This is a genomic window from Serratia sp. KH_031 (genome assembly GCF_057839655.1).
Window position 1 is genome coordinate 1200141 of sequence record NZ_CM174496.1, and the last position, 26958, is coordinate 1227098.

Annotated in this window: 20 protein-coding genes, 2 tRNA genes and 3 rRNA genes; 10 read left to right on the forward strand and 15 right to left on the reverse strand. The window is 50.4% G+C overall.

The genetic code is table 11. From position 1 onward, the window contains the following. Nucleotides 1–14 precede the first annotated feature (14 nt). The 3 genes from nlpE to AC3ISQ_RS05300 all read left to right on the forward strand — a co-directional run bounded on the left by nlpE (nt 15) and on the right by AC3ISQ_RS05300 (nt 1389). A complete protein-coding gene (gene nlpE, locus AC3ISQ_RS05290) occupies nt 15–698 on the forward strand; it encodes an envelope stress response activation lipoprotein NlpE (protein WP_489351200.1) in 684 nt (227 codons plus the stop codon). Nucleotides 699–839: 141 nt separating this feature from the next. After that, nucleotides 840–1082: a type II toxin-antitoxin system ParD family antitoxin gene (locus AC3ISQ_RS05295; protein ID WP_489351202.1), complete on the forward strand. Its 243-nt coding sequence runs from the start codon at nt 840–842 to the stop codon at nt 1080–1082. Next, a complete protein-coding gene (locus AC3ISQ_RS05300; protein ID WP_489351203.1) occupies nt 1075–1389 on the forward strand; it encodes a type II toxin-antitoxin system RelE/ParE family toxin in 315 nt (104 codons plus the stop codon). The genes AC3ISQ_RS05295 and AC3ISQ_RS05300 overlap by 8 nt, the downstream gene beginning before the upstream one ends. 38 nt (nt 1390–1427) lie before the next feature. Here AC3ISQ_RS05300 and proS read toward each other — a convergent pair whose 3' ends face one another. The 6 genes from proS to metN form a co-directional block, all read right to left on the reverse strand. Further along, entirely contained in the window at nt 1428–3146 is a 1719-nt protein-coding gene (proS, locus tag AC3ISQ_RS05305) for a proline--tRNA ligase (RefSeq protein WP_489351205.1), read from the reverse strand. Between the two features lie 120 nt (nt 3147–3266). Next, nucleotides 3267–3974, reverse strand: coding sequence for a tRNA (N6-threonylcarbamoyladenosine(37)-N6)-methyltransferase TrmO (gene tsaA, locus AC3ISQ_RS05310; protein WP_489351207.1), 708 nt, complete (start codon nt 3972–3974; stop codon nt 3267–3269). Further along, complete coding sequence (rcsF, locus tag AC3ISQ_RS05315) at nt 3971–4381, reverse strand: Rcs stress response system protein RcsF (RefSeq protein WP_489351209.1); 411 nt, start codon at nt 4379–4381, stop codon at nt 3971–3973. Before rcsF ends, tsaA begins: the two co-directional genes overlap by 4 nt. Nucleotides 4382–4495: 114 nt before the next feature. After that, nucleotides 4496–5311 carry a MetQ/NlpA family lipoprotein gene (locus AC3ISQ_RS05320; RefSeq protein WP_489351211.1) on the reverse strand — a complete coding sequence of 272 codons (816 nt, stop codon included), beginning with the start codon at nt 5309–5311 and terminating at the stop codon, nt 4496–4498. 156 nt (nt 5312–5467) lie between these two features. Beyond that, nucleotides 5468–6121, reverse strand: coding sequence for a methionine ABC transporter permease MetI (locus AC3ISQ_RS05325; protein ID WP_489351213.1), 654 nt, complete (start codon nt 6119–6121; stop codon nt 5468–5470). Next, nucleotides 6114–7145 (reverse strand): methionine ABC transporter ATP-binding protein MetN, encoded by a 1032-nt coding sequence (gene metN / locus AC3ISQ_RS05330; RefSeq protein ID WP_489351214.1) that lies wholly within the window; start codon nt 7143–7145, stop codon nt 6114–6116. Before metN ends, AC3ISQ_RS05325 begins: the two co-directional genes overlap by 8 nt. 187 nt (nt 7146–7332) lie before the next feature. On the opposite strand from metN, the gene gmhB reads away from it, so the two are divergent. The 6 genes from gmhB to rrf all read left to right on the forward strand — a co-directional run bounded on the left by gmhB (nt 7333) and on the right by rrf (nt 13542). After that, nucleotides 7333–7896 carry a D-glycero-beta-D-manno-heptose 1,7-bisphosphate 7-phosphatase gene (gmhB, locus tag AC3ISQ_RS05335; protein ID WP_489351216.1) on the forward strand — a complete coding sequence of 188 codons (564 nt, stop codon included), beginning with the start codon at nt 7333–7335 and terminating at the stop codon, nt 7894–7896. A gap of 391 nt (nt 7897–8287) precedes the next feature. Then, a 16S ribosomal RNA gene (locus AC3ISQ_RS05340) occupies nt 8288–9829 on the forward strand. A 74-nt stretch (nt 9830–9903) separates the two neighbouring features. After that, nucleotides 9904–9980 (forward strand) — tRNA-Ile (locus AC3ISQ_RS05345). Nucleotides 9981–10117: 137 nt separating this feature from the next. Continuing rightward, nucleotides 10118–10193, forward strand: a tRNA-Ala gene (locus AC3ISQ_RS05350). Nucleotides 10194–10411: 218 nt separating this feature from the next. Then, nucleotides 10412–13321: ribosomal RNA gene (locus AC3ISQ_RS05355) — 23S ribosomal RNA — on the forward strand. A gap of 105 nt (nt 13322–13426) precedes the next feature. Then, nucleotides 13427–13542 (forward strand): 5S ribosomal RNA (gene rrf, locus AC3ISQ_RS05360). The 16S, 23S and 5S rRNA genes sit together here with 2 tRNA genes alongside, the layout of an rRNA operon. A 233-nt stretch (nt 13543–13775) precedes the next feature. Here the strand turns inward: rrf and pssA are convergent. The 4 genes from pssA to trxC all read right to left on the reverse strand — a co-directional run bounded on the left by pssA (nt 13776) and on the right by trxC (nt 19283). Further along, complete coding sequence (pssA, locus tag AC3ISQ_RS05365; RefSeq protein ID WP_489351218.1) at nt 13776–15131, reverse strand: CDP-diacylglycerol--serine O-phosphatidyltransferase; 1356 nt, start codon at nt 15129–15131, stop codon at nt 13776–13778. A gap of 281 nt (nt 15132–15412) precedes the next feature. Then, nucleotides 15413–18049 (reverse strand): bifunctional acetate--CoA ligase family protein/GNAT family N-acetyltransferase, encoded by a 2637-nt coding sequence (locus AC3ISQ_RS05370; RefSeq protein WP_489351220.1) that lies wholly within the window; start codon nt 18047–18049, stop codon nt 15413–15415. Nucleotides 18050–18091: 42 nt separating this feature from the next. Next, nucleotides 18092–18787, reverse strand: coding sequence for a tRNA-uridine aminocarboxypropyltransferase (locus AC3ISQ_RS05375; protein ID WP_489351222.1), 696 nt, complete (start codon nt 18785–18787; stop codon nt 18092–18094). Between the two features lie 76 nt (nt 18788–18863). Next, nucleotides 18864–19283 (reverse strand): thioredoxin TrxC, encoded by a 420-nt coding sequence (gene trxC / locus AC3ISQ_RS05380; RefSeq protein WP_489351224.1) that lies wholly within the window; start codon nt 19281–19283, stop codon nt 18864–18866. Between the two features lie 166 nt (nt 19284–19449). Here trxC and AC3ISQ_RS05385 point away from each other — a divergent pair, with 166 nt between their 5' ends. After that, entirely contained in the window at nt 19450–20532 is a 1083-nt protein-coding gene (locus AC3ISQ_RS05385) for a tRNA/rRNA methyltransferase (RefSeq protein ID WP_489351226.1), read from the forward strand. A gap of 55 nt (nt 20533–20587) precedes the next feature. Here the strand turns inward: AC3ISQ_RS05385 and emrB are convergent, their stop codons facing one another. The 5 genes from emrB to AC3ISQ_RS05410 all read right to left on the reverse strand — a co-directional run bounded on the left by emrB (nt 20588) and on the right by AC3ISQ_RS05410 (nt 26916). Then, a complete protein-coding gene (emrB, locus tag AC3ISQ_RS05390) occupies nt 20588–22084 on the reverse strand; it encodes a multidrug efflux MFS transporter permease subunit EmrB (RefSeq protein ID WP_489353141.1) in 1497 nt (498 codons plus the stop codon). 56 nt (nt 22085–22140) lie between these two features. Beyond that, entirely contained in the window at nt 22141–23313 is a 1173-nt protein-coding gene (emrA, locus tag AC3ISQ_RS05395) for a multidrug efflux MFS transporter periplasmic adaptor subunit EmrA (RefSeq protein WP_489351228.1), read from the reverse strand. A 38-nt stretch (nt 23314–23351) separates the two neighbouring features. Continuing rightward, a complete protein-coding gene (locus AC3ISQ_RS05400) occupies nt 23352–24809 on the reverse strand; it encodes an efflux transporter outer membrane subunit (protein ID WP_489351230.1) in 1458 nt (485 codons plus the stop codon). A 29-nt stretch (nt 24810–24838) separates the two neighbouring features. Beyond that, on the reverse strand, nt 24839–25357 hold the full coding sequence (gene mprA / locus AC3ISQ_RS05405; RefSeq protein ID WP_489351231.1) for a transcriptional repressor MprA: 519 nt from the start codon (nt 25355–25357) through the stop codon (nt 24839–24841). Between the two features lie 356 nt (nt 25358–25713). Next, nucleotides 25714–26916 carry an MFS transporter gene (locus AC3ISQ_RS05410; RefSeq protein ID WP_489351233.1) on the reverse strand — a complete coding sequence of 401 codons (1203 nt, stop codon included), beginning with the start codon at nt 26914–26916 and terminating at the stop codon, nt 25714–25716. Between the last annotated feature and the right edge of the window lie 42 nt (nt 26917–26958).

The window sequence follows — 26958 nt, forward strand, 5'->3', positions numbered from 1 at the left end:
GATGGAGAATAACTGTGAAACATCTAACTATTGCTTTGTTTTTAGCGGCAGGAGTTTTCTCGTTGTTGGGCTGTAATAATCATTACCAACCAAAAGAACAGCCTCTCCAGCCGATGCAGCAAAGCTATCAAGGTGTATTGCCATGTGCCGATTGTGGTGGCATGGATACTTCTTTATTCCTCGATAAAGACGGCACCTTTGTATTGCAGGAAATTTACCTCGATACCAAAGACGACGATCAGACCTTTGCCAACTACGGCAAATGGGCGCGCACGGCGGATAAGTTGGTATTGACCAATAACGACGGTGATAAACGCTATTTCCGTCCAGTGGGTAATAATCTAGAGATGCTTGATCAAAGTGGTGTACCGATTAAGTCATCTCTGAATTACACGCTAAAACCAGTAGAGAAAACCTTGCCGAAAACGCCGATGGCGATGAGGGGGAGTTACACCTATATGGCCGATGCTGCAGTCTTCAAGGATTGCGCAACCGGTAAGACTTTCCCGGTGAACAATAACGTCACGTTGGAGAATGGTTATGCCAAAGCGCGCAAAGCGCCTGGTGAACCGGTATTCCTGACCTTTGAAGGTTATTTCAGTGTTCAGCCGTCAATGGAAGAAGGGCAGATGGAAAAAACCGTCGTGCCGGAGACCAAGATTGCTTTCGATGATAGTAAGAATTGCGATAGTAAGTAGTTCCTCACGCTTATGATTCTAATGAACCCGCCACTGTGCGGGTTTTTTGTTATTAATTATTATATTACAGGTGATATTGCTCGCTCTGTATACAATAGATATACTGATTGTGTGAACTATTAACACTGTGGGGGAATGATAATGGCGAGAACAACGAGTGTCACGATCGGTGAACAACTTGATGAGTTTGTCAGCCGTATGATTGATAGTGGTCGCTATGGCTCTACCAGTGAAGTTATGCGTTCTGCCCTGCGGCTTCTGGAACAAAAGGAATATCACATTGAGGCTTTACGTACTGCTGTTGAGAACGGTGTGCGTAGTGGCGAAAGTTCTCTGACGCTGAGGGATATTGCAGCCAAGAAAAAGCGGGAGCTCAATGTATAAACTTTCTAATCTTGCAGCTGACGATTTTGCCGGGATTTATGAATATACCGTATTGAATTTTGGTGTTCAGCAAGCGGATAAATATACCGAAGAGATGGAACTCTGTTTAGAAACGTTAGCGGAGTCCCCAAAGATGGGACGTGAATACGTAGACGTTAAATCGGGAGTTCGGCGTTTAGATCATAGCCGTCATGCGATTTTCTATCAGATGCGTGAGTTAGATATTTTTATAGTGCGGATATTGCATCAGCAAATGGAACCTATGCTGCATTTATGGGATGACGATAATCCAATTAAAAAGCCCTGATTGCAAAAATCAGGGCTTTTTCTATTCAGCGGCAATAATTAACGCTTGATCTGCGCCAGCAAGAAATCAACGATTTCGCCGGTTTTGATCATCTGCTTCTCGCCATTACGACGGCCTTTGTACTCGATTTCTTCGTTATCGAGATTACGATCACCGATTACGATAGAGTGCGGTACGCCAATCAGTTCCATATCTGCAAACATGACGCCCGGGCGCTCTTTGCGATCATCGAGGATCACGTCGATGCCGTGGCTGCGCAGTTCGCTGTACAACTTCTCGGCCAGTTCTTGCACACGGAAAGATTTGTGCATATTCATTGGCAGAATCGCAACATGGAACGGGGCAATGGCGTCTGGCCAGATAATGCCGCGATCGTCATGGTTTTGCTCGATGGCAGCCGCGACGACACGAGTCACACCGATACCGTAGCAACCCATGGTCAATACTTGGTTACGCCCATCTTCGCCTTGCACGGTGGCTTTCATCGCCTCTGAGTATTTGGTACCCAGTTGGAAGATGTGACCCACTTCGATCCCGCGTTTGATTTGCAGAGTGCCTTTACCGTCTGGGCTGACGTCGCCTTCTACCACGTTACGGATATCGGCAACCTGAGGAACTGGCAGATCGCGTTCCCAGTTGATGCCAAAGTAGTGTTTATCGTCAACGTTGGCGCCAGCACCGAAGTCGCTCATGACTGCAACGCTACGATCAATGACCACTGGAACCGGCAGATTGACCGGGCCGAGAGAGCCAGGGCCCGCACCAACAATAGCGCGGATCTCGGCTTCGGTAGCGAAAGTCAGCGGCGAAGCTACTTGTGGCAACTTCTCTGCTTTGATTTCGTTCAGTTCATGATCGCCACGAATCAGCAGCGCAACCAGTTTGTGACCGCTTTCTTCTGTGGCTTGTACCAGCAGCGTTTTCACGGTTTTTTCTACTGGTAGGTTGAACTGCTCAACTAGCTCGGCGATGGTTTTAGCGTTTGGTGTATCGACAATACGCAGTTCTTCCGTCGCAGCAGCACGAGATTGAGTGGGTGCAAGAGCTTCGGCAAACTCGATATTGGCGGCGTAGTCGGACTCGGTAGAGAACACTACATCGTCTTCGCCACTGTTCGCCAGCACTTGGAATTCGTGCGAAGCGCTGCCACCGATGGAACCGGTATCAGCTAGCACCGCGCGGAAGTCCAGCCCCATACGGCTGAAGATCTTGCTGTAGGCTTGATACATGTCGTCGTAAGTCGCTTGCAATGATTCCTGAGAAGTATGGAATGAATAGGCATCTTTCATCAGGAATTCACGCGAACGCATCACGCCGAAACGTGGACGAACTTCATCACGGAATTTGGTCTGGATCTGGAACAGGTTCAGCGGCAATTGCTTGTAGGAGCTGATTTCGTTACGGATCAAGTCGGTGATCACTTCTTCATGTGTTGGGCCCAGCACGAATGGACGATCACCACGATCGACAAAGCGTAGCAACTCTGGGCCATATTGCTCCCAACGGCCACTTTCCTGCCACAAATCGGCGGGTTGAACTACCGGCATGGAAACTTCGATCGCATTGGCGTTGTTCATTTCTTCGCGAACGATGTTCTCAACTTTCTTCAATACACGCAGACCGGTAGGCAGCCAGGTATAAAGACCGGAGGCCAGTTTGCGGATCATCCCGGCTCGTAGCATCAGCTGGTGGCTGATGACTTCGGCATCGGCAGGTGTCTCCTTTAGAGTGGAGAGCAGATATTGGCTTGTACGCATGGTGTTTTGGTTCCGTTAGAACTGCAAATTGCAACAGGCTGTCAGAGTGGCAGCCAAAATAAGTGAAAGTGATTCAGTCTACCAGCGTGAGCCGGTTGTCAAAAGAGAGATGACGGAATTTTAACGAGGGTCGAGTGATAACACCTCAGTTTGTTGGTCAACCACCCGCCAACGCACATTGAAATCTAGCAACCAAACGGCATAATCCCGTTCAGTTTCTTCACCTTTACGATAAGCCGGACGCGGATCTTGCGCCAGTACCTGAGTGACGAAACGACGTAGGTGAGGGTAACGGCGTTGCTGTTGTTGCAACTGCTGTTCTGCTAGTGGGGAAAAGTACACTGGCATATCACCTGCAGGAGCGGATTGAGCAAAGCCAGCGCGCGCCTGTGGTTGGCTCTCAGCAAAGGGTAAATAAGGTTTGATGTCGACAATGGGCGTGCCATCAACCAGATCCAAACTGCCTAATTCTAGCGCTACTTCACTGCCGGTAATGCGGATGTCCTTTAATTCAACCAACGACATGCCGAGTGGGTTGGGGCGAAAGGTGGAACGTGTAGCAAATACGCCCATGCGGGCATTACCGCCTAAGCGTGGTGGACGCACAGTCGGACGCCAGCCACCGTCCATGGTTTGATGGAAGATAAACATCACCCATAGATGGCTGAAATCACTAAGACCGCGTACCGCTTCCGGTTGATTGTAAGGCGGTAATAGGATCAGTTCGCCACCACCATCTTCGATTAAACCCGGTTGACGAGGTACGGCGAATTTTTCTTTATATGGTGAACGGATAGTGCCTATCTGATCAAAAACAAATTCGGTCATTTGGACGAAACGTTCAGTGCAGAACCTTGGCAAATAGCCTGTTGATAGCAACCCGCGATGCCGCTGACAATTTGGCAGTCGTGCAGCAACACGGCATTGGCCTTCATGTAAGAAGCGCGGATCTGCATGCGTTTACGGGCGGTCGCCATATTAGGTGGCGAGTCTTGTACGGTAGTTTGGCAAGACTCACCAGAAACTTCGCCCAGATCGCGGAAGGGTTGCCCCACCAACTCTTCAGCACTTTTGTACAGCTTAACCGGTGCCGGACGTGCCGCCGCCTGTGTGGTTTTCGTTGTTGCGGTGCTTGTCGCTGGTTTGCTGATGCTCGTCGCTGGGGTTGGTTCTGTGCGTAGTATGGAACAACCACTCAGCGTAAGTGCTAACAAACAGAGAGGTAAAACGCGCATATAAATTCCTCTGTCTAAAAATAAAGTGGCGCTATTGAAGCAAGCAATGACACAAATAACAAGACGGGCCATAGCCCGTCCTGCAATTATCGGAGTAAATTAGGCGATAAGTAATTACCAGCCTTTAACTGCACCGCCGTTGAAGATCTTATTAGCGGCTTCGTTAACTTCGTCAGACTGGTAAGCCTGTACGAATTTTTTCACGTTTTCTGCATCTTTGTTGTCTTCACGAGCAACCAGCAGGTTCACGTATGGTGAGTCTTTATCTTCTACGAACAGACCGTCTTTCGCTGGAGTCAGGCCGATCTGGCTAGCGTAAGTGGTGTTGATAACGGCCAGTGCGATTTGCTGATCGTCCAATGAACGTGGCAACTGTGGTGCTTCCAGCTCAACCAACTTCAAATTTTTCGGATTACCGACTACATCCAGCACGGTTGGTAGCAGGCCAACACCGTCTTTCAGTTTGATCAAACCGACTTTTTGCAGCAGCAACAGAGAACGGCCTAAATTGGTTGGATCGTTAGGCAGTGCAATCTGAGAACCGTCTTTCAATTCGTCCAGTGATTTGATTTTTTTCGAGTAACCAGCAATGGGGTAAACGAAAGTATTACCGACGGGAACCAGTTTGTAACCACGGTCTTTGATCTGCTGATCCAGGTATGGTTTGTGTTGGAAGGCGTTTAAATCAATATCACCTTTGCTCAGGGCTTCATTTGGCAAGACATAATCGTTGAAAGTGACCAACTCAACGTTCAGGCCGTATTTTTCTTTTGCTACCTTCTGCGCGATTTCAGCAACTTGCTGTTCGGCACCGACGATAACGCCTACTTTGATGTGGTTTGGATCTTTCTCTTCCTGACCACAGCCAACCAGAGCCAGAGTACCGATCAGTGCGCCGATTGCTGCGATGGATTTAAATTTTAACGACATATCCTTTCCTCAATGTGACTTGCCAATGTCCCCGTCATACTTGAAGCCGCATCTTTGTTGGCTGCCTTTACTCACCCTAGTCACTTGGTGGACCAAGCTCCTAGGGCTTCGCTCAGTTGCCGCCGCGATGCAACTCCAATTATTTAGGGTATAGACTTATTTATGGGTTACGGCCTTCACGATCCGGTCGCCACTGAACTGAATCAAATACACCAAAACTACCAGTAATACTAATACCGTATTCATCACTGTAGCGTTATAACCGATATAACCATATTGATAACCGATTTGCCCCAAACCACCGGCACCAACTGCGCCACCCATGGCGGAATAACCTACCAGCGTGATCAGCGTAATGGTCGCCGCATTAACCAGACCCGGCAGCGCTTCTGGCAACAAAACTTTCTTGATGATTTGCATTGGCGTTGCCCCCATCGCACGAGCGGCTTCCACCAGACCTGAAGGGATCTCCAGCAAGGCGTTCTCCACCATACGGGCAATAAACGGTGCCGCACCTACGGTCAGTGGAACAATCGCTGCCTGTAAACCAATGGATGTACCGACGATCATGCGGGTAAACGGAATCATCCACACCAGCAAGATAATGAACGGAATGGAACGGAAAATGTTCACCAGACCGGACAACACTTTATATAGCGTATTATTCGCGATAATTTGCCCAGGGCGAGTGACATACAGCAGCACGCCAACTGGCAAGCCGAGTACGAAACCAAAAAAGCCCGAGACGAAGGTCATCATGACGGTTTCCCACACGCCACGAGCCATCAACCACATCATTGCTTCAGACATAACCCAGAACCTCTACTTTTACCTGATTTTCTTGCAAGAATTTAATGGCTTCCAATGTGGCTTCATCGCTGCCGTGTAGTTCGGTCAACATCACGCCAAACTTCACTCCACCGGCATAATCCATCTGAGCGCTGATAATGTTGTTGTTGACGCTGAAACGACGTGCAGCTTCTGACAACAATGGGGCATCAACCGACTGGCCGGTGAATTCCAGACGCAGTAATGGGTGACGTTCACCAACGCGTTCTGGGCTCAGGCGTAGAGCGTAGTCGTCAGGAATGTCTAAATGCAGTGTGGATTGAATGAATTGCTGTGCCAGCGGGGTTTTCGGATGAGAGAACACTTCGCTGACGCTGTCCTTTTCAATCAATTTCCCTTCGCTGATGACTGCAACCTGATCGCAAATGCGTTTAACCACGTCCATTTCATGGGTGATCAACAGAATGGTCAGTCCCAGACGACGGTTAATGTCTTTCAACAGTTCGAGAATTGAGCGCGTAGTAGCAGGATCTAGTGCGCTGGTGGCTTCATCACACAACAACACTTTGGGATTACTTGCCAACGCACGGGCGATTGCCACACGTTGTTTTTGGCCGCCGGACAGATTAGCGGGGTAAGCGTCGTGCTTATCCGCTAGACCGACGAGCTCCAGTAACTCGGTAACGCGCTTTTTAATATCAGCGCGCGATCGGTTGTCTAATTCCAATGGCAGAGCAACGTTGCCAAATACCGTGCGGGAAGAGAGCAGGTTAAAGTGCTGGAAAATCATGCCAATCTGACGACGGGCACGGGTCAGTTCGCTGTCTGACAAGGTGGTCAGTTCTTTACCGTCGACCAGAACGCTGCCGGAAGTCGGGCGCTCAAGCATGTTGGCGCAACGAATCAAGGTGCTTTTACCGGCACCTGATGCACCGATAACGCCATAAATTTGTCCGGCAGGAACGTGAAGCGTCACGTCCGAGAGCGCATTAATGCTGCGCGAGCCCTGCTGGAACACTTTGGTGATGTTAGAAAGTTTAATCATATTCTTCTTATTTTAGCGTGGTTGCCCGTGGCTAGATAAAAGTAAACCTTGGTGTGGACCAAGGTATGAATCAGATGTTAAGGCGTCTAGACGTCCGAGTCAACGGAAAACCGGGTTCTCAATCATTCTCAGTATCGAGTAAAACATGCGATACTGTGCGCGTTTTCAGGCCATCAGGAGCAAACCGGTGACTCAACGCGTCCCAGCAGTTTTCTTAGATCGTGACGGTACGATCAATGTCGATCATGGTTACGTCCATGAAATCGACGACTTCCAATTTATTGATGGTGTTATCGACGCCTGCCGTGAACTTAAAAATATGGGTTTTGCCTTAGTGCTGGTCACCAACCAGTCAGGCATTGCGCGCGGTATGTTTGATGAAGCTAAGTTCATGTACCTGACGGAGTGGATGGATTGGTCATTGGCCGATCGTGATGTTGATTTGGATGGTATCTATTTTTGTCCGCATCATCCCGATGCAGTAGTAGAAGAATATCGTCAAACTTGTGATTGTCGTAAACCACAGCCGGGTATGTTGTTACAGGCACAGCAAGAATTGAACATCGACATGGTTGCTTCTTATATGGTTGGCGACAAATTGGAAGATATGCAGGCGGCTGCGGCGGCTGGTGTTGGTACTAAAGTTCTGGTGCGTACTGGTAAGCCAGTAACCGAAGATGGCGAAAAAGCGGCTGATTGGGTGATTAATAGCCTGGCTGACCTGCCGGAAGCGATTAAAAAGCGGGTTTAATAGGCGCTGCGAATGAATAGTGAGCGGTTGAAAGAAAAGTGAAGATAAACGCTTGTCATTCTGAACCGACTCCCTATAATGCGCCTCCATCGACAGGGAACATGTGAACAACTTCACAGAGTCTCCGGGGTCGGAAGAGAAAAAACCTGAAAATTAGGGTTGACTCTGAAAGAGGAAGGCGTAATATACGCCACCTCAAGTTAGCAAGCGAAGGCGCGTAACTCACTGCTCTTTAACAATTTATCAGACAATCTGTGTGGGCACTCACAAGATGATATCCAGATGCTTTCGAGCATCAACAAAATATCAAGTCTTGAAGAGTGACACATGAAGTAAAATTCATACAGTAACCTTTGAGCATCGCTTCACGAGTTGAAGCAAATCAAGCTTTTAATTGAAGAGTTTGATCATGGCTCAGATTGAACGCTGGCGGCAGGCCTAACACATGCAAGTCGAGCGGTAGCACAGAAGAGCTTGCTCTTCGGGTGACGAGCGGCGGACGGGTGAGTAATGTCTGGGAAACTGCCCGATGGAGGGGGATAACTACTGGAAACGGTAGCTAATACCGCATAACGTCTACGGACCAAAGTGGGGGACCTTAGGGCCTCACACCATCGGATGTGCCCAGATGGGATTAGCTAGTAGGTGGGGTAATGGCTCACCTAGGCGACGATCCCTAGCTGGTCTGAGAGGATGACCAGCCACACTGGAACTGAGACACGGTCCAGACTCCTACGGGAGGCAGCAGTGGGGAATATTGCACAATGGGCGCAAGCCTGATGCAGCCATGCCGCGTGTGTGAAGAAGGCCTTCGGGTTGTAAAGCACTTTCAGCGAGGAGGAAGGGTTGGATGTTAATAGCATTCAGCATTGACGTTACTCGCAGAAGAAGCACCGGCTAACTCCGTGCCAGCAGCCGCGGTAATACGGAGGGTGCAAGCGTTAATCGGAATTACTGGGCGTAAAGCGCACGCAGGCGGTTTGTTAAGTCAGATGTGAAATCCCCGCGCTTAACGTGGGAACTGCATTTGAAACTGGCAAGCTAGAGTCTTGTAGAGGGGGGTAGAATTCCAGGTGTAGCGGTGAAATGCGTAGAGATCTGGAGGAATACCGGTGGCGAAGGCGGCCCCCTGGACAAAGACTGACGCTCAGGTGCGAAAGCGTGGGGAGCAAACAGGATTAGATACCCTGGTAGTCCACGCTGTAAACGATGTCGATTTGGAGGTTGTGCCCTTGAGGCGTGGCTTCCGGAGCTAACGCGTTAAATCGACCGCCTGGGGAGTACGGCCGCAAGGTTAAAACTCAAATGAATTGACGGGGGCCCGCACAAGCGGTGGAGCATGTGGTTTAATTCGATGCAACGCGAAGAACCTTACCTACTCTTGACATCCACAGAAGGCTTTAGAGATAGAGCTGTGTCTTCGGAAACTGTGAGACAGGTGCTGCATGGCTGTCGTCAGCTCGTGTTGTGAAATGTTGGGTTAAGTCCCGCAACGAGCGCAACCCTTATCCTTTGTTGCCAGCGGTTCGGCCGGGAACTCAAAGGAGACTGCCAGTGATAAACTGGAGGAAGGTGGGGATGACGTCAAGTCATCATGGCCCTTACGAGTAGGGCTACACACGTGCTACAATGGCGTATACAAAGAGAAGCGAACTTGCGAGAGTAAGCGGACCTCATAAAGTACGTCGTAGTCCGGATTGGAGTCTGCAACTCGACTCCATGAAGTCGGAATCGCTAGTAATCGTAGATCAGAATGCTACGGTGAATACGTTCCCGGGCCTTGTACACACCGCCCGTCACACCATGGGAGTGGGTTGCAAAAGAAGTAGGTAGCTTAACCTTTTGGAGGGCGCTTACCACTTTGTGATTCATGACTGGGGTGAAGTCGTAACAAGGTAACCGTAGGGGAACCTGCGGTTGGATCACCTCCTTACCTAAAGATGTTTGACTGTGCAGTGTCCACACAGATTGTCTGATGAAAAAGTAACGAGCAGGAAATACCTTTATAGGCTTGTAGCTCAGGTGGTTAGAGCGCACCCCTGATAAGGGTGAGGTCGGTGGTTCAAGTCCACTCAGGCCTACCAAATTTTCGCCCATGCTGCGTTGTTCGGTTGGCTCGCATAGTTCACTATGTGTCGCAACCTCACGCCTTGCCTGAGCAAAAATTACATTCTTCGGGATGTAATGGTAAATCAAACGGTATTCCTGTGCACGACTGTATGGGGCTATAGCTCAGCTGGGAGAGCGCCTGCCTTGCACGCAGGAGGTCAGCGGTTCGATCCCGCTTAGCTCCACCATATACGTCCTGTAATAATACTTCAGAGTGTACTGGCGACAGTATGCTGCGAAGTATTTTGCTCTTTAACAATCTGGAACAAGCTGAAAATTGAAACATGACGGCTGAAACTTATCCCTCCGTAGCAGTAGTGGGGTAAGGACTAACCCGTCATAGAGTCTCTCAAATGTTTACAGCACGATGTGTTCTCTGTTTACAGAAGACACCTTCGGGTTGTGAGGTTAAGTGACTAAGCGTACACGGTGGATGCCTAGGCAGTCAGAGGCGATGAAGGGCGTGCTAATCTGCGATAAGCGTCGGTAAGGTGATATGAACCGCAATAACCGACGATACCCGAATGGGGAAACCCAGTGCAATACGTTGCACTATCATACGATGAATACATAGTCGTATGAGGCGAACCGGGGGAACTGAAACATCTAAGTACCCCGAGGAAAAGAAATCAACCGAGATTCCCCCAGTAGCGGCGAGCGAACGGGGAAGAGCCCAGAACCTGAATCAGTTTGTGTCTCAGTGGAAGCGTCTGGAAAGTCGCACAGTAAAGGGTGATAGTCCCGTACACGAAGAGGCATGAGTTGTGAGTTCGATGAGTAGGGCGGGACACGTGACATCCTGTCTGAATATGGGGGGACCATCCTCCAAGGCTAAATACTCCTGACTGACCGATAGTGAACCAGTACCGTGAGGGAAAGGCGAAAAGAACCCCGGCGAGGGGAGTGAAATAGAACCTGAAACCGTGTACGTACAAGCAGTGGGAGCCTTCTTTATGGGGGTGACTGCGTACCTTTTGTATAATGGGTCAGCGACTTATATTTTGTAGCAAGGTTAACCGAATAGGGGAGCCGTAGGGAAACCGAGTCTTAACTGGGCGTCTAGTTGCAAGGTATAGACCCGAAACCCGGTGATCTAGCCATGGGCAGGTTGAAGGTTGGGTAACACTAACTGGAGGACCGAACCGACTAATGTTGAAAAATTAGCGGATGACTTGTGGCTGGGGGTGAAAGGCCAATCAAACCGGGAGATAGCTGGTTCTCCCCGAAAGCTATTTAGGTAGCGCCTCGTGAACTCATCTTCGGGGGTAGAGCACTGTTTCGGCTAGGGGGCCATCCCGGCTTACCAAACCGATGCAAACTCCGAATACCGAAGAATGTTATCACGGGAGACACACGGCGGGTGCTAACGTCCGTCGTGAAGAGGGAAACAACCCAGACCGCCAGCTAAGGTCCCAAAGTCATGGTTAAGTGGGAAACGATGTGGGAAGGCATAGACAGCCAGGATGTTGGCTTAGAAGCAGCCATCATTTAAAGAAAGCGTAATAGCTCACTGGTCGAGTCGGCCTGCGCGGAAGATGTAACGGGGCTAAACCATGCACCGAAGCTGCGGCAGCGACGCTTAGGCGTTGTTGGGTAGGGGAGCGTTCTGTAAGCCGTAGAAGGTAGTCTGAGAGGGCTGCTGGAGGTATCAGAAGTGCGAATGCTGACATAAGTAACGATAATGCGGGTGAAAAACCCGCACGCCGGAAGACCAAGGGTTCCTGTCCAACGTTAATCGGGGCAGGGTGAGTCGACCCCTAAGGCGAGGCTGAAAAGCGTAGTCGATGGGAAACAGGTTAATATTCCTGTACTCGGTGTTACTGCGAAGGGGGGACGGAGAAGGCTAGGCTAGCCGGGCGACGGTTGTCCCGGTTTAAGCGTGTAGGGGGAGAGAATTGGTAAATCCGTTCTCTTATCGAACCCTGAGGCGTGATGACGAGTCACTACGGTGATGAAGTAGTTGATGCCAAGCTTCCAGGAAAAGCCTCTAAGCATCAGGTAACATCAAATCGTACCCCAAACCGACACAGGTGGTCAGGTAGAGAATACTCAGGCGCTTGAGAGAACTCGGGTGAAGGAACTAGGCAAAATGGTGCCGTAACTTCGGGAGAAGGCACGCTGGCATTAGGTGAAGAGACTTGCTCTCGGAGCTGAAGCCAGTCGCAGATACCAGCTGGCTGCAACTGTTTAATAAAAACACAGCACTGTGCAAACACGAAAGTGGACGTATACGGTGTGACGCCTGCCCGGTGCTGGAAGGTTAATTGATGGGGTTAGCAGCAATGCGAAGCTCTTGATCGAAGCCCCAGTAAACGGCGGCCGTAACTATAACGGTCCTAAGGTAGCGAAATTCCTTGTCGGGTAAGTTCCGACCTGCACGAATGGCGTAATGATGGCCAGGCTGTCTCCACCCGAGACTCAGTGAAATTGAACTCGCTGTGAAGATGCAGTGTACCCGCGGCAAGACGGAAAGACCCCGTGAACCTTTACTATAGCTTGACACTGAACATTGAGCCTTGATGTGTAGGATAGGTGGGAGGCTTTGAAGCGTGGACGCCAGTCTGCGTGGAGCCAACCTTGAAATACCACCCTTTAATGTTTGATGTTCTAACTCTGGTCCATAATCTGGATTGAGGACAGTGTCTGGTGGGTAGTTTGACTGGGGCGGTCTCCTCCCAAAGAGTAACGGAGGAGCACGAAGGTTAGCTAATCACGGTCGGACATCGTGAGGTTAGTGCAAAGGCATAAGCTAGCTTGACTGCGAGAGTGACGGCTCGAGCAGGTACGAAAGTAGGTCTTAGTGATCCGGTGGTTCTGAATGGAAGGGCCATCGCTCAACGGATAAAAGGTACTCCGGGGATAACAGGCTGATACCGCCCAAGAGTTCATATCGACGGCGGTGTTTGGCACCTCGATGTCGGCTCATCACATCCTGGGGCTGAAGTAGGTCCCAAGGGTATGGCTGTTCGCCATTTAAAGTGGTACGCGAGCTGGGTTTAGAACGTCGTGAGACAGTTCGGTCCCTATCTGCCGTGGGCGTTGGAAGATTGAGAGGGGTTGCTCCTAGTACGAGAGGACCGGAGTGAACGCATCACTGGTGTTCGGGTTGTCATGCCAATGGCATTGCCCGGTAGCTAAATGCGGAAGAGATAAGCGCTGAAAGCATCTAAGCGCGAAACTTGCCTCGAGATGAGTCTTCCCTGGACTTTTTAGGTCCCTAAAGGAACGTTTAAGACTAAGACGTTGATAGGCTGGGTGTGTAAGTGCAGCGATGCATTGAGCTAACCAGTACTAATGAACCGTGAGGCTTAACCTTACAACACCGAAGGTGTTTTGGTGAGATTGTATTTTAATTTTCAGCGAGTTTACAGATTGGTTCTGGTGGTTACGAGAGTAACGGCCGAGAATGAAACAGAATTTGCCTGGCGGCGATAGCGCGGTGGTCCCACCTGACCCCATGCCGAACTCAGAAGTGAAACGCCGTAGCGCCGATGGTAGTGTGGGGTCTCCCCATGCGAGAGTAGGACACTGCCAGGCATCAAATTGGTTGAAAGCCTCATGCGAAAGCATGGGGCTTTTTGCTTTGGAGGAAATAATGCTGCCTTTGTCTTTACCCATCCAACTGTCGTCAGCCCGATGGCTAACCGCTGGTAAATATAACAAAAGGGATAATCGAGATATAAAGAGGGTGCATAATGAGAACATCCTGTTGTCATTGCATATAAAAAACCCCGACGATGCCGGGGTCTGTTGATCAGATTATAGCTTTTTTACAATATACGGCTAATCAATCGGTCGATACGGATACGGCGCAAACGGCGAATCAGTTTACGCACCTTCACCGGGTATTCCTGAATGCTTTGCAGTTCCTGATAATGACCAACCACGTGAGTATGAGTGCGGATGTGTTCCAACTCTTTATGACGCTGTTCACGCATTTCCTGCTTAGGATCGTGGATGAGAACAGCATTCTCTAAGTCCAATCGCCAAGCGCGTGGGTTGAGGTTATTACCGGTAATCAATTGCCATTCATCATCAGCCCACACACCTTTTAGGTGGTAGCTGTTATCACCGTCTTTCCACAGGCGGACAATCAACTGCCCGGTATCGACATAACGTTGTAAACGGCTGATAAAACGACGCAAGTTGATTTCGTATAGATAAGGCAATGCACCAATAATTTTAAATGGTTGATCTTCCGGAATATAAAAATCGTTGGCGGTTTTATCCCCGACAATAATCTCGACCTGCTTACCTTCGCGCAATAGATAAATAATGCCACGTACCAACAGCGCAGGAAGATTGAAGTAAGGCGTACAGAGCGTGAGTTTTTGATCGGTACAAGCCATCAAATGATGAATGGTTTTGTTCAGTATACTTTGCTTACCTAAACCAACCAGCGGAGTAACGGCAAGTTCATCGTTACTTGCTTGCCCTTGGAACTGATAACTGGCACGACGTAGGTTAAAGCGAAACAGGCGGGTTTCGTTCTTGATTTCAGGGCTTTTCGGGCGATCGCAACGATCCAGACGCTGTACTGCACCGGCAGTTAACACGTGTTGTTTGATATAACCCACCATGGTTTGGGTCAATGCCGGGTTGGTGATCAACTGATAGCGATCGTAACGGTATTTCTCGTGCTGATGCAAATAAACATCATTGATACTGGCACCACTGTAGAGCAGTGTATCATCGATGATAGATCCCTTAAGATGCAACACACCCATGGCTTCACGTGTATTAACCGGCACACCGTAGATTGGCACTGAGATGTTTGGGTGCTGGGTTGCCATTGAGCAATACCAGTCGGCATTCGTATCGACAGCGGCAGCACCGATGCGACCGCGTTGGGCACGATGCCAATCAACCAGTATACAAATCTCCAATTCTGGCCGCTGTTGCTTGGCCTGATACAGCGCGTTGAGAATGTCGCGCCCGGCATCATCATGCTCCAAATAGAGCGCAACCAGATAGATGCGTTGAGTGGCGTTGGCGATGGATTCTAGCAACGTGGTACGAAAATCAGACGGGGTGTACAAAGTATGTACATCAGCAACCGTCTGTGGGAGTTTGGGCAGTTGTGCAAGGTGTTGTTGATGTTTACTACGTTTAAATTTTGACAACATCACAGTGCGCTTCTTCTCTCATAATAGGATGGCCGGAACGCCACATTCATATACCCTTCATACTTCAAGCCGCATCTTTGTTGGCTGCTCTTGCTCGCCCGAATCACTTACTAATGTAAGCTCATCGGGACTCACTCGGTTGCCGCCTTGATGCAACTCGAATTCTTTTGGGTATAGAAATATTAAATCGAATAATCGGGCGATAATACCATTAGTCGCCCCGAATGTGCGCATGTTTTGGCGTTAAGTGGCGGATTCGCCATGCATTGCGACATAGGTCACTACCGCAGTGGCAAGGTTAAATTGACGATACCGTCTTCCAATTGCACATCTACGATGAACCCGAGCTTTTGCGCTAATGTCACCATACCACGGTTATTTGGCATGGTTATCCCTGTCAGTTGCGCCAGACCCTGTGCTTTAGCGTAACCGATCATTTTTTCCAATAGCTGGCGACCCAAGCCTAATCCTTTCAGATCGGAGCGTACCAAAACGGCAAACTCAGCATCGGTATTGTCTGGATCGGAAAGTGCGCGAGTAACGCCAATGATCTCACTATTGGCACGAACGGCGACAAAAGCCATCTCACGATCGTAGTCGATCTGCGTCATGTTAGCCAAATCATCATGGGTAAACTCATTGATCTCACTGAAATAACGGTAATAAAGATCTTCTTTGGTGACGTTACCGATAAAGTGTTTTAGCGCTGGTTCGTCCTCTGGCAGGATTGGGCGGAATAGACAATCTGAACCATCTTTCAGTTTGATGGTTTCTTCCAACTCATGAGGATATGGACGGATCGCCAAACGCGCCTGTGGATCGCCAGTAAACGGCGCGAGTTGCATTGATACGTCCAACAGGGTGAATTCGCTGCCGGAAGCCAGTACCGGGTGGATATCCAATCGAGTTATTTCTGGGCAGTCGAGGATCAGGTTGGAAACCTGTACCAGTAAGCGGCTCAAGCCGGGGATGTCTAACGGGCGTAACGCACTGCGCCCACGAATTTTACCGCCTTTCACTGCCTGCAAGACCAGATAGCGAGCCAGCGCCATATTCAATGGTGGTAGAGCCACGGCAACCTGATTTTCTTGCCGCCATTCGACACCACCTTCCCCAAGCATAATTAAGGGCCCGAAAATCGCATCCTGCTCAACCGCAATTCGCAGTTCTTGTGCTCCGGCACGGTTTGCCATGCTTTGTACTAACAAACCGTGGATACGCGCCTGTGGGTAAGCATGTTTAACTCGATCAAGGATCGCTTCGGCCGCACGTTGTACCTCAGTGGCGGTACGTAGATAAAGCATCACCCCCTGAACTTCTGATTTGTGCGGAATATCCGGTGAGCGCAATTTCAACGCCACGGGATAGCCAATCTGTTCAGCGATATGCACCGCTTCTGCGCTGTCACCGGCAATCCAGGTGGGTAAGGTACTCAAACCATAGGCCTGCAGAATGGGTTGAACCTCATGGGTATCAAGTTGATTGGCTCCCTCGTTCAAGGCTTGCTGAATCAACTGGTGTGCATCGGTGGTATTAGCCGTCAGGCCAACGGGCAGAGCAGGGGTTTCTTTGAGCTGTTTTTGGTTACGGCGATATTCCACCATATGCATAAAGGCCGTCACCGCACCTTCTGGCGTGCGGTAAGTAGGGATACCGGCTTCGGTAAATAGGCGGCGCGCTTCTTGCGATGAATATTCGCCACACCAGTTGGTCAGTAAAGTAATACGTTTACCGCGTGGATGTTGTTTGATGGCTTCGATCAGTCGTTCCGCGGTTTCAGTGCCGGGGGCTGCCGCACTAGGTGCATGAATCAGCAATAAGGCATCGTAATCGTTGCAATCGAGCAACGGCTGCAACGCGGCTAAATAACGTTGTGGTGTTGCGTCATCACGTAAATCAATCGGGTTACCGACATGGATAAATTTCGGTAAGACAGCAGTGAGTTGCTGTTGATTTTCCTCAGACAACACCGCCAGTTTACCGTTTCGTCCTAACAGTTCATCTAACGCCATCGCCGCTGGAGCTGCGCCGTTGCTGATAATCATCAACCGTTCACCACGTAACGGGTGCATATGGCTGAGCGTTTCTACTGCAGAGAACAATTCATGAGTGTCTTGTACGCGTAGCAAGCCTGCGCGCTGAATAGCGGCATCGTAGGCAGCGTCTAGCCCTTGTTGGCTATTGAGCAGTAATTGCGCCTGCTGGCTACGACCACTTTTGATGACCAAAATCGGTTTGTTACGTGAGGCACTGCGTGAAGCCGACAGAAAACGACGTGCATCGCTGATGTGTTCCAAGTACAGCAGAATGGCACTGGTTTTGCTGTCACGCGCCAAAAAGTCGAGCAAATCATCGACATCGATATCCAGACTATCACCCAGCGCAATGAAGTAAGAGAAGCCAACTTCGCGCTGCTGTGCCCAGTCGAGAATGGTGTTGGCGACAGCAGCAGATTGTGAAATAAACGCCAGCTTGCCTTTTTGGATCGGTACCGGGGAGAAACTGGCATTGATGCCTTGCCAAGGTGCAAGCAAACCCAGGCTATTGGGGCCGAGTAAACGAATACCGTAACGCTGGGCACAGGTTTTCAATTCGGCAAACTGTTCTGGTGGTGAAGAGAGCACGATAGCCGTTTTACAACCATGTTCACCTAGTGCTTCGAGCAAGGCTAAATTACGAGTAGCGTTAGTGCAGAGTATGGCTAAATCCGGTATTTGCGGCAGACTGGCGACGTCAGGGTAGGCCATCACGCCACAAACAGCTTTATAGCGTGGTGTGACTGGCAATATCGGGCCGTTGAACCCTCCTGCCAGCAGGTTACGCATCATCAGATAACCAGCACGACCGGATTGCTGTGAAGCACCTAGTACGGCGATCGATTTGGGGCGTAACAGCGCTTCTAACCCTCGCTGGCTCATGTGCGGCTCCTTTCGATAATCAATCGCCTGATTTTAGGTGCTTTACTCTAAGTTTGCTGTGACCGGTGCCTCTGGACGCGTGGGTTTTCCTGCCAAGTATTGTTGACGGAAATATGTGAAATGTTGGTTCAGGCCATCAGCAGCCGATTGATCGCCTGCTTGTTGTAATAACGCGGCGGCGACTTCGGCGGTGCAATGTTGTTCGGCACGACTGGCTTCGCGCAATTGATAATCTGAGGCTACAGCGACATTCAGCGAAAACACTGGGAACTGATTCAAATAAGGGCTTTTGCGGAACATTTTGCGTGCTTCTGCCCATGTGCCGTCGAGCATGATAAACAGCGGTGGTTTACTGGTGGTCGACAATTCGCTAAACACCGGACGATCTTCATCGGCGTAAGAAGCCGGGAACACTACATAAGGTTGGCGTGTAGGATCGTTGATAGCAGCAAGCAACGCCGGATCGATCTCCGTACGCGACCAGAGAAACGCCTGAGTTTCAGGCAAAATATCGGCGATCAGACGACCTGTATTACTGGGCTTTAGTGGTTCTGCGCCAAACATGATCAGGCAAAAACGGCTGTTGGCAGTTTGAGGCTTGATGGTATCGCATAGGCAGTTTTTCTGCGGCAGCAAGCAACCCTGACAACGCGCCACACGGCAGCCCCGCGCCAAAAATGGGCGCGTCGCACGATCTAAACGGAATTGACGTAAGCGAAGGACGGCGTTGTCGGTCATAATGATCCTGGTAAAAACCATTATTATACCGTAGAAAAAGGCTCGACGGGAGCGCGCGAGCCTAGATATGGGGCGATTAGACTAACTCATTGAGCCACTTCTCGAAGTGAGCTTTTGGTAATGCGCCATTGAGCATATCGACCATTTCACCTTTCTTGAATACCATAATGGTCGGAATGCTACGAATGCGGAAGCGAGCACTTAAGGCTGGTTCGGCTTCGGTATCCACTTTGACGAAACGAACTTTGCCCGCACGCTCATTGGCGACATCTTCAAAAATGGGTGCGAAGTTGAGGCATGGGCCACACCAAGGTGCCCAAAAATCGACGACCACAGGCAGATCGTCTTGCAGCAATTTATCTAACGTCGTCTCGGTGGCGTTGATCACTTCACCGTCAAATAAATCATGACCGCAACGACCGCATTTCGCGCCTTCATTAAGACGTTCTTCCGGGATACGATTAGTGGCATTACAAGCGGGACAGACAGTATTCATTGTGACCTCAAAGACAGATATGTTTCTTTTATGTTGCCTATTATCGGTAAAATCGGAACCTAGGACAAAGTGGTTTGTTCGATGAGTGCAATAGTTATCGGCTTTTGTTGGCTTAGTAGGCTGACATCAGGTAATCTTCGCGCCCTGCGCGTTGGTGGAGAAGACAATGAACGATTCATATAGTGGCAAGAGCGGTAAAGTTAAAGTGATGTACGTCCGTAGCGACGACAGTAATGGCGACGACCGTAACAAGAATAAGCGTCCGGCAGGCAAAGGTCGCCCGGCTGACAATGCACGTCCAGCACGTGCCGGTCAGGATAAACCGCGTGGTAACGATCGCCGTGGCTCCGATTCTCGCCGTAGTGATAACGATCGTCCTCACCGCCCGGCACGTACTGAAGATCGTGGTTATGATTCGCCGTGGAAAACGGTTTCCCGCGCACCGGAAGAAGAGCCGGCGTTTGATCATGGTGGTATCAGCGGTAAAAGTTTTATTGATCCAGAACAGTTGCGTCGTCAACGTGCGGAAGAAACCCGCGTTTACGGCGAGAATGCCTGTCAGGCATTGTTTGCTAGCCGTCCTGATGCCATTGTTCGTGCTTGGTTTGTGCAATCCGTCACGCCACGCTTTCGTGAAGCGCTGCGTTGGATGGCCGCCAACCGCAAAGCTTACCATGTGGTGGATGAAGAAGAGCTGGCGAAAGCCTCTGGCACTGAACACCATGGTGGCGTGTGCTTCCTGATTAAAAAACGTCAGGGATTGGATGCACAAACCTACCTGAAAAACGCCCCGGCAAAAGATTGCGTATTGGCGTTGGAAGAGGTGGGTAACCCACATAACCTCGGTGCGATCGTTCGTTCTTGTGCTCACTTTGGCGTGAACGGCGTTCTGCTGCAGGACCCGGCATCGCTGGAGTCTGGCGCTGCGGTGCGTACCGCCGAAGGTGGCGCAGAGCACATTAAAGCGATCAATGCTGACGACTTCCTCTCGGTGTTGGATACCTTCCGTAAGGCGGGTTACACCATTGTCACCACTTCCAGCCATAAAGGCACCGCATTGGCGCAGGCTAAACTGCCAGCCAAAATGGTGTTGGTATTGGGCCAAGAACGTGATGGTTTGAGTGATAGCGCATGGCAGCAGGGTGATATGAGCGTTTCTATCGGCGGAACAGGCAAAGTAGAAAGCCTGAACGTGTCGGTAGCAACTGGTATCCTGTTAGCCGACTGGTGGCGTCAAAATCAGGCTTAATCAGCTACGGGTAATAAAAAACGGACGCCTCGGCGTCCGTTTTACTTTTAATTAATCAGTGCGCCCCCCCGCCCCCGCCGCCAGAACTGAATGGCGGTTTGGCGAACCAGACCAAAGCCAGTAGAACCAAGAACACGCCAGCGGATAGCCAAAAGATCTCGTTCGCCGAGATAATCAGCCCTTGGGCGGTGATCTCGTTGGCGATGTAGGCAGAGGCTTGTTGCTTGTTCATATCCACCTGTTCCAACTGACGGTACATCTCTTGCGACTGCGGATTGTAAGGGTTCACAAACTCAGTCAGTTGCGAGTGATGTAGGGCTTCACGTTGTGTCCACAAAGTGGTGGTGATCGAGGTGCCGATCGAGCCCGCTAAGGTTCGAGTAAAGTTCGACAAACTCGATGCTGCCGCCATGCGTTCCGGTGGTAACCCGGACAACGTGATAGTAGTCAGTGGCATAAAGAAGCAGGCGATAGCGAAACCTTGGATAAACTGTGGCCAAGCCGAAGCACCAAAGTCCATTCCTGGTTCAAACGTATAGGCGCGCCAGTAGAAGCACACAGCATACATAATGAAGCTGAATGTCACTAGGCGACGCATATCCAACTTATGACCGAAACGACCAATGACTGGCGACAGCAATACTGGGATTAACCCAACCGGTGCTGAAGCCAAACCTGCCCAAGTGGCGGTATAGCCATAGACCTCTTGCAGCAACTGTGGCAACAGGACGATAGCGCCGAAATACAGCATATACGCTAAACTGATACACAAGCAGCCGATGGTAAAGTTGCGCGATTTGAATAACGACAAATCGACTACTGGGTGATCGTCCGTGAGTTCCCACACCACCAAGAATATCAAGGCAACGACGGCCACCACCGTGAGCGTGATAATTTCTGTTGAGTTAAACCAGTCCAGTTCTTTGCCCTGATCGAGCATGATCTGCAACGAACCGATACCCACCACCAACAACACCAGACCGACAGTATCGATCGGTTTGATCTCGGTTTTGGTTTCCCTGCCTTTCAACGTGGCCATTGCGATCAACACCACAAACAACCCGATAGGGATGTTGATGAAGAAGATCCAGCCCCAGTGATAGTTGTCACTGATATAACCGCCGAGGATTGGCCCGAAAATCGGCGCCACGATCACGGTCATCGACCATAGCGCCAAGGCCATCGCTCGTTTGGCTGGCGGGTAGTTATTTAGCAGCAAACTTTGTGATAGCGGGATCAGCGGCCCGGCGACGATCCCCTGTATCACACGGAAGAAGATCAACATGTTCAGACTGTTGGAGATACCGCACAGCCAAGAGGCGAGGGCGAACAGCGCCGTTGACCATAGGAACAGACGCACTTCGCCAAAGCGTTTTGCCAACCAGCCGGTGATCGGGATCGAGATAGCATTCGCTACCCCGAATGAGGTGATCACCCAAGTGCCCTGTGATATCGAAGAGCCTAAATTACCTGCAATGGTCGGTATTGCCACGTTGGCAATGGTGGAATCCAACACCTGCATGAAGGTCGCCATCGATAGCGCGACCGTCATCCAGATAAGCTGGGCACCTTCAAGCGGTTTTTGTGCCAAGACAGCCCCCTGCGCGCTTAACCGGCGTTAGCATGAATCACATCGGCAATCATTTGATTAACCGGTGCCAGGTTCAGCGTCAGCGCATCACTTTGATACAGCGGCTTGTCACGAACAACGTCAGCCAATACGCGCCCCTCTTGATTGGCGGTATCTACTGTCACCAATGTTGACAAGCCAATCCGTAATGGATGGTCGGCAATTTGTTTGGCGTCCAGCTCAATACGTACCGGTAAACGTTGAACCACTTTGATCCAGTTACCGGTGGCGTTTTGCGCAGGCAGTAAGGAGAAGGCGCTACCGGTACCCATATCGATACCGACCACTTTACCTTGATACACGACATCGTCGCCGTAAACGTCACTGACCACGGTAGCTGATTGACCGATCCGCATATTGGCGATTTGCGTTTCTTTGAAGTTGGCATCGACCCAAACGTGCTCGGCAGGAACGACTGCCATCAATGGCGCTCCGGCGGCGATCTGTGCGCCAACTTGCACGCTACGGCGTGATACATAGCCAGTGATTGGGCTAACGATTTTGGTACGTTGCAACGCTAACCAAGCATCACGTACCTGTGCCGCAGCCTGTTGGATGGCCGGTTGTTTTTCCAGTGGCGTATTCAGCACCATTGCCTGATTGGCATTGTATTGCTGAACGGCGACTTCCAACGCGGCGCGTGCGCTTTCTACTGCATCACGGGCGTGTTGCAGTTCTTCACGGCCGATCGCATCTACGCTACCCAGCACTACGCGGCGTTTCAGATCGCTTTCTGCCTTGCTCAACTCGGTTTTGCGCAGGGTAATGCTGGCCTGATATTGCTTACCGTTGATGATGAGCTGGTGGGTTTGGCGAACGCTATTAGCCAGTGCCGTGCGTGCGCGCTCTAACGCCTGTTCGGCATCGGTGGTATCGAGTGTGACCAGCACATCACCTTGTTTAACGAAATCCGTGTTATCGAAATTGACGCGGTTCACGCTGCCGGAAACCTGTGCCATGATCTGCACCTGATTACCCGCGACGTAAGCATCGTCGGTTTCCTGATGATGACGCAGCACCAGGAACCAATACACCAAATAAGCTACCCCAATGACAACAAAAATCACCGTCAGCAGAAGCAGCCAAAACTTGCGCTGTTTCTTTTTGCCGTTCGGTTGCTGCGGGTTTTGAGTTTCCGCGCCTGTGCTCATACTATTCTCCACGCCATAACGTAACTATTTGACTATTATTATGCTTTTGAATCCGCAGGTGCTGGAGCCTGATAGCCCCCGCCCAGAGCACGGATCAGTCCGATCTTCGCCTGCATTAGATTGCTGCTAGCGTTCAATTCCGCCTGTTGCTGCTGTAAAAGCTGCGTCTGGCTACTTAACTGTTGGTCACGTCCAATGACCCCTGCTTGATATTGCGCATTGGCAACGCGATAGACCTGCTGCATTGATTGAGACGCTGATGCCGCCTGCTGTAGCTGTTGGGTAGCGCTTTGCTGGACGGTAATAGCATCCGCGGTTTCCTGCACGGCATTCAGGATAGTTTGGTTATAAGACTCCACGGATTGGTCATACAACGCGGATTCTTCACCCAACTTGCTACGCAGGGCACCGGCATGGAATATCGGTAACGAAATCGCCGGGGCGAAGTTCCAGGCTTTACTGGCGGCTTCCAGCAACGTCGGATTACGACCCATATAGTTGGCGGTAGTGAAACCAGCAAAACCGGTGATCGACAGGCTAGGGTAGAACTCTTTCCGTGCGGCTTTAACCCGTTGATCGTAAGACTCTACTAACTGACGCTGTGCCGCGATGTCTGGGCGATTACCCAGTAAATCGGTTGTTAGTTCGGCTTTCGGTGCTAACAAGCTCTCGGCCGGTAATGCTACCGGACGCAGGTTTTGCGTGGCGTTTGGCCCTTGTCCGGCTAATGCTGCAAGCTGATGTTTCAACTGGTCGATAATCGATTGCAATTGGGTAATCTGCTGCTGGGCACTATCGGCCTGAGATTTCGCCTGTTGAGCAACTTCCACGCCATACAATCCGGCTTGATACTGCTGTTGGCGCAGAGTGGCAAGACGCTGATAGTTATCGACTTCCTGTTGCAACAGTTTTTGCAGCGCAAAATTACTCTGTAGCTGGTAATAGGTGGACGCCACTGAGCTGGTCAGCGTCAATGCAGCTTGTTGTTGCTCGGCGCGCGCGGCGTCAACTTGAGCTTGCGCAGCATTCACTTGATTGCGGTATTTACCCCACCAGTCGAACTCATAGCTCAGGTTCAAACCCACCTTATTCATTGTTTGGTACAGTGGTTGTGAAGGGTAGTTAGGCGCTAAAGGCTGGATGGTGTTTTGCGAGAAGCGATCGCGCTGCATCCCCGCAGTCAGATCGATATTCGGGCCATTGGCCGCACTGGCTTCGCCCATCACACTTTGCGCTTCACGCACCCGCGCTGCCGCCTGCCGTAATGACGGCGAATTTTGCAGCGTTTGTGTCATCAAAGCATCAAGCTGATGATCGTTAAGTGAACGCCACCACTGTGGGCTAATGGTGAGCGAACTGACCTTATTCTGGCTCAGCTGTAATTGCTGCGGTTCCATCAGTTTGGATTGCGGGGCGATATTGTCGGTAGACGCACACCCTGCCAGCAATAAAACGGCGAACAGTGGGGTGAATCTCCAGTTAAATGGGGATTGCATAAGTCGATTACCTGAACAGAAATGGTTGATTAAACTAACTGTTCTGTGATTTCCATTTGATCCAGACGAGCCAGTAACTTGCGTGTCAGCATCTCCAGCTGTTTTTGCTCGTCGTCACTCAGGGTGGACCAAAGGAAATGCAGACACTTGTGCTGTGGTGGCAGCAATTGGGCTAAAAATTCTTGCCCGGCCTGTGTCAGATGCAGATACAGGCAACGGCGGTCGTTGTCGCTTTCCCGGCGTTCAATCCAACCACGTTTTTCCAGTTCATCGGCAATGCGGGTGGCATTGGTACGCGATGAACCCAGGGCAGAGCTTAGTTCAGAAGGCTGAATGCTGTGGCTTTCTTGTGCGTCCAGCGTGATCAGAGCCATAAATAACGTCTCGTTGATTCCCTGTGCTTTCAGCATTTTATTGCGGTTTTCCAGCAATTTGCCTTGCATATGCATGCATAGGCGCGTCAACAGAATTTCCTGATATGGGAAATCTTTCTGACGTTTAGCGCGGAAATTGAGCATTTGTTCGATGGGAGTAAACGAGCTTTCCATGATTTTGGCCTCATTAATTTCGTTCGTTATAGTAACGATAGTGATTAATAGTGTAAATGTTCGGCAAGCGAAATAATTTAGCTATTCGTGTCATTTGTAAGTTGTTTGTAAACACTGAATGCTAATGGGGACTCTAAAACGTGAGTTGATGCACAGAAACTGTGCCCAAGGTGTTGAGAGGGATAAGCAATACTAATTAGATGACAATGATTATTATTATTTTATCGCCCATTTCGACAAGCTACGGTGCTAAGGCATAGGCGCTAATAGTTTATGCCCAAAACATTACTAGAGAGTGAGTAATGTTAATACCCTGCACCGTTAATAAATTTCTTTGGTTATTGTTCGCTTGCTAATCAGATCGCCGCAGAACCTTGTGGATCGTGACGCTTTCCGCACCACCAAGTCAGCAGGTTAAGGACGCACAACACGCCACCAATCGCTGCCACACCGTTCCAACCATAGTGCTGATAGGCGGAAGCGGAAAGCAGTGAGCCAACGGCGCCACCGATAAAATAACTGGTCATGTAACCGGCGGTCAGGCGGTTACGGGCTTCTGGCATGATGCGATAAATCACGCTCTGGTTGGTCACATGTACCGCCTGAACGGCTAGATCAAGCACCAATATTCCAACGATTAACGCCCAGATAGATTGTTTAGCCAAGGCGATAGGAATCCAAGACAGTAACAGCAGGATCAAGCCGACGCTGGTGGTCAATCCTCCTTTGCCTTTATCGACCAACAGCCCAGCGCGTGAAGCCGCCAAGGCGCCCGCAGCACCGACTAAACCAAACAGACCAATCACCCCTTCGGAATAGTTGAATGGCGGGGCGGCTAACAAGAAGGCCATTGAGGTCCAGAGCACGCTGAAGTTAGCAAAGGATAACGCGCCCAGCGTCGCGCGGGTGCGTAACAGTGGAGTACGGCAAAACAGGCTGAAAATCGACTTCAGCAATTGCGGATAATTCAAACCGGAGTGTTGTTTATAGCGTGGTAAAGCGCGCCACAAAATCAACGCCATCAGAATCATCAGTACGCTCGCCACCCAATAGATGGTGCGCCAACCGCCAATCGAAGCCAAAGCCCCGGCGACGGTACGTGCTAGCAGAATCCCTAGCAGCAAACCACTCATGATAATACCGACGGTTTTACCGCGTTTTTCTGGATGTGCTAGCGTAGCGGCCAGTGGCACCAGTATCTGTGCGACCACCGAGAATAGGCCAGTCAACGCGGTACCGAGGATCATCATTGGTAACGTTTGGGAACTGGCGGTAATTAACATCCCTCCGGCGGCCAGCAAGGTCATAAAGACGATCAAACCACGGCGCTCAAACATATCCCCGAGCGGCACCAAGAATAACAAACCGACGGCGTAACCCAATTGGGCGGCGGTGACGATAAAGCCAGCCTGATTAATCGACAGGTCGAAACTTTTGGCGATGGTTTCCAGCAGCGGCTGGGCATAGTAGTTACTGGCGACGGCGAGGCCAGTGGCAAGTGCGATTACGGCGATGAGTGCAGGACTGAGTCCTTGCGATTGTTCTGTTGGCTGATTCATGTGCTATCGATCACAAAAGGAAAGTGCGCAAAGTATTGTGCA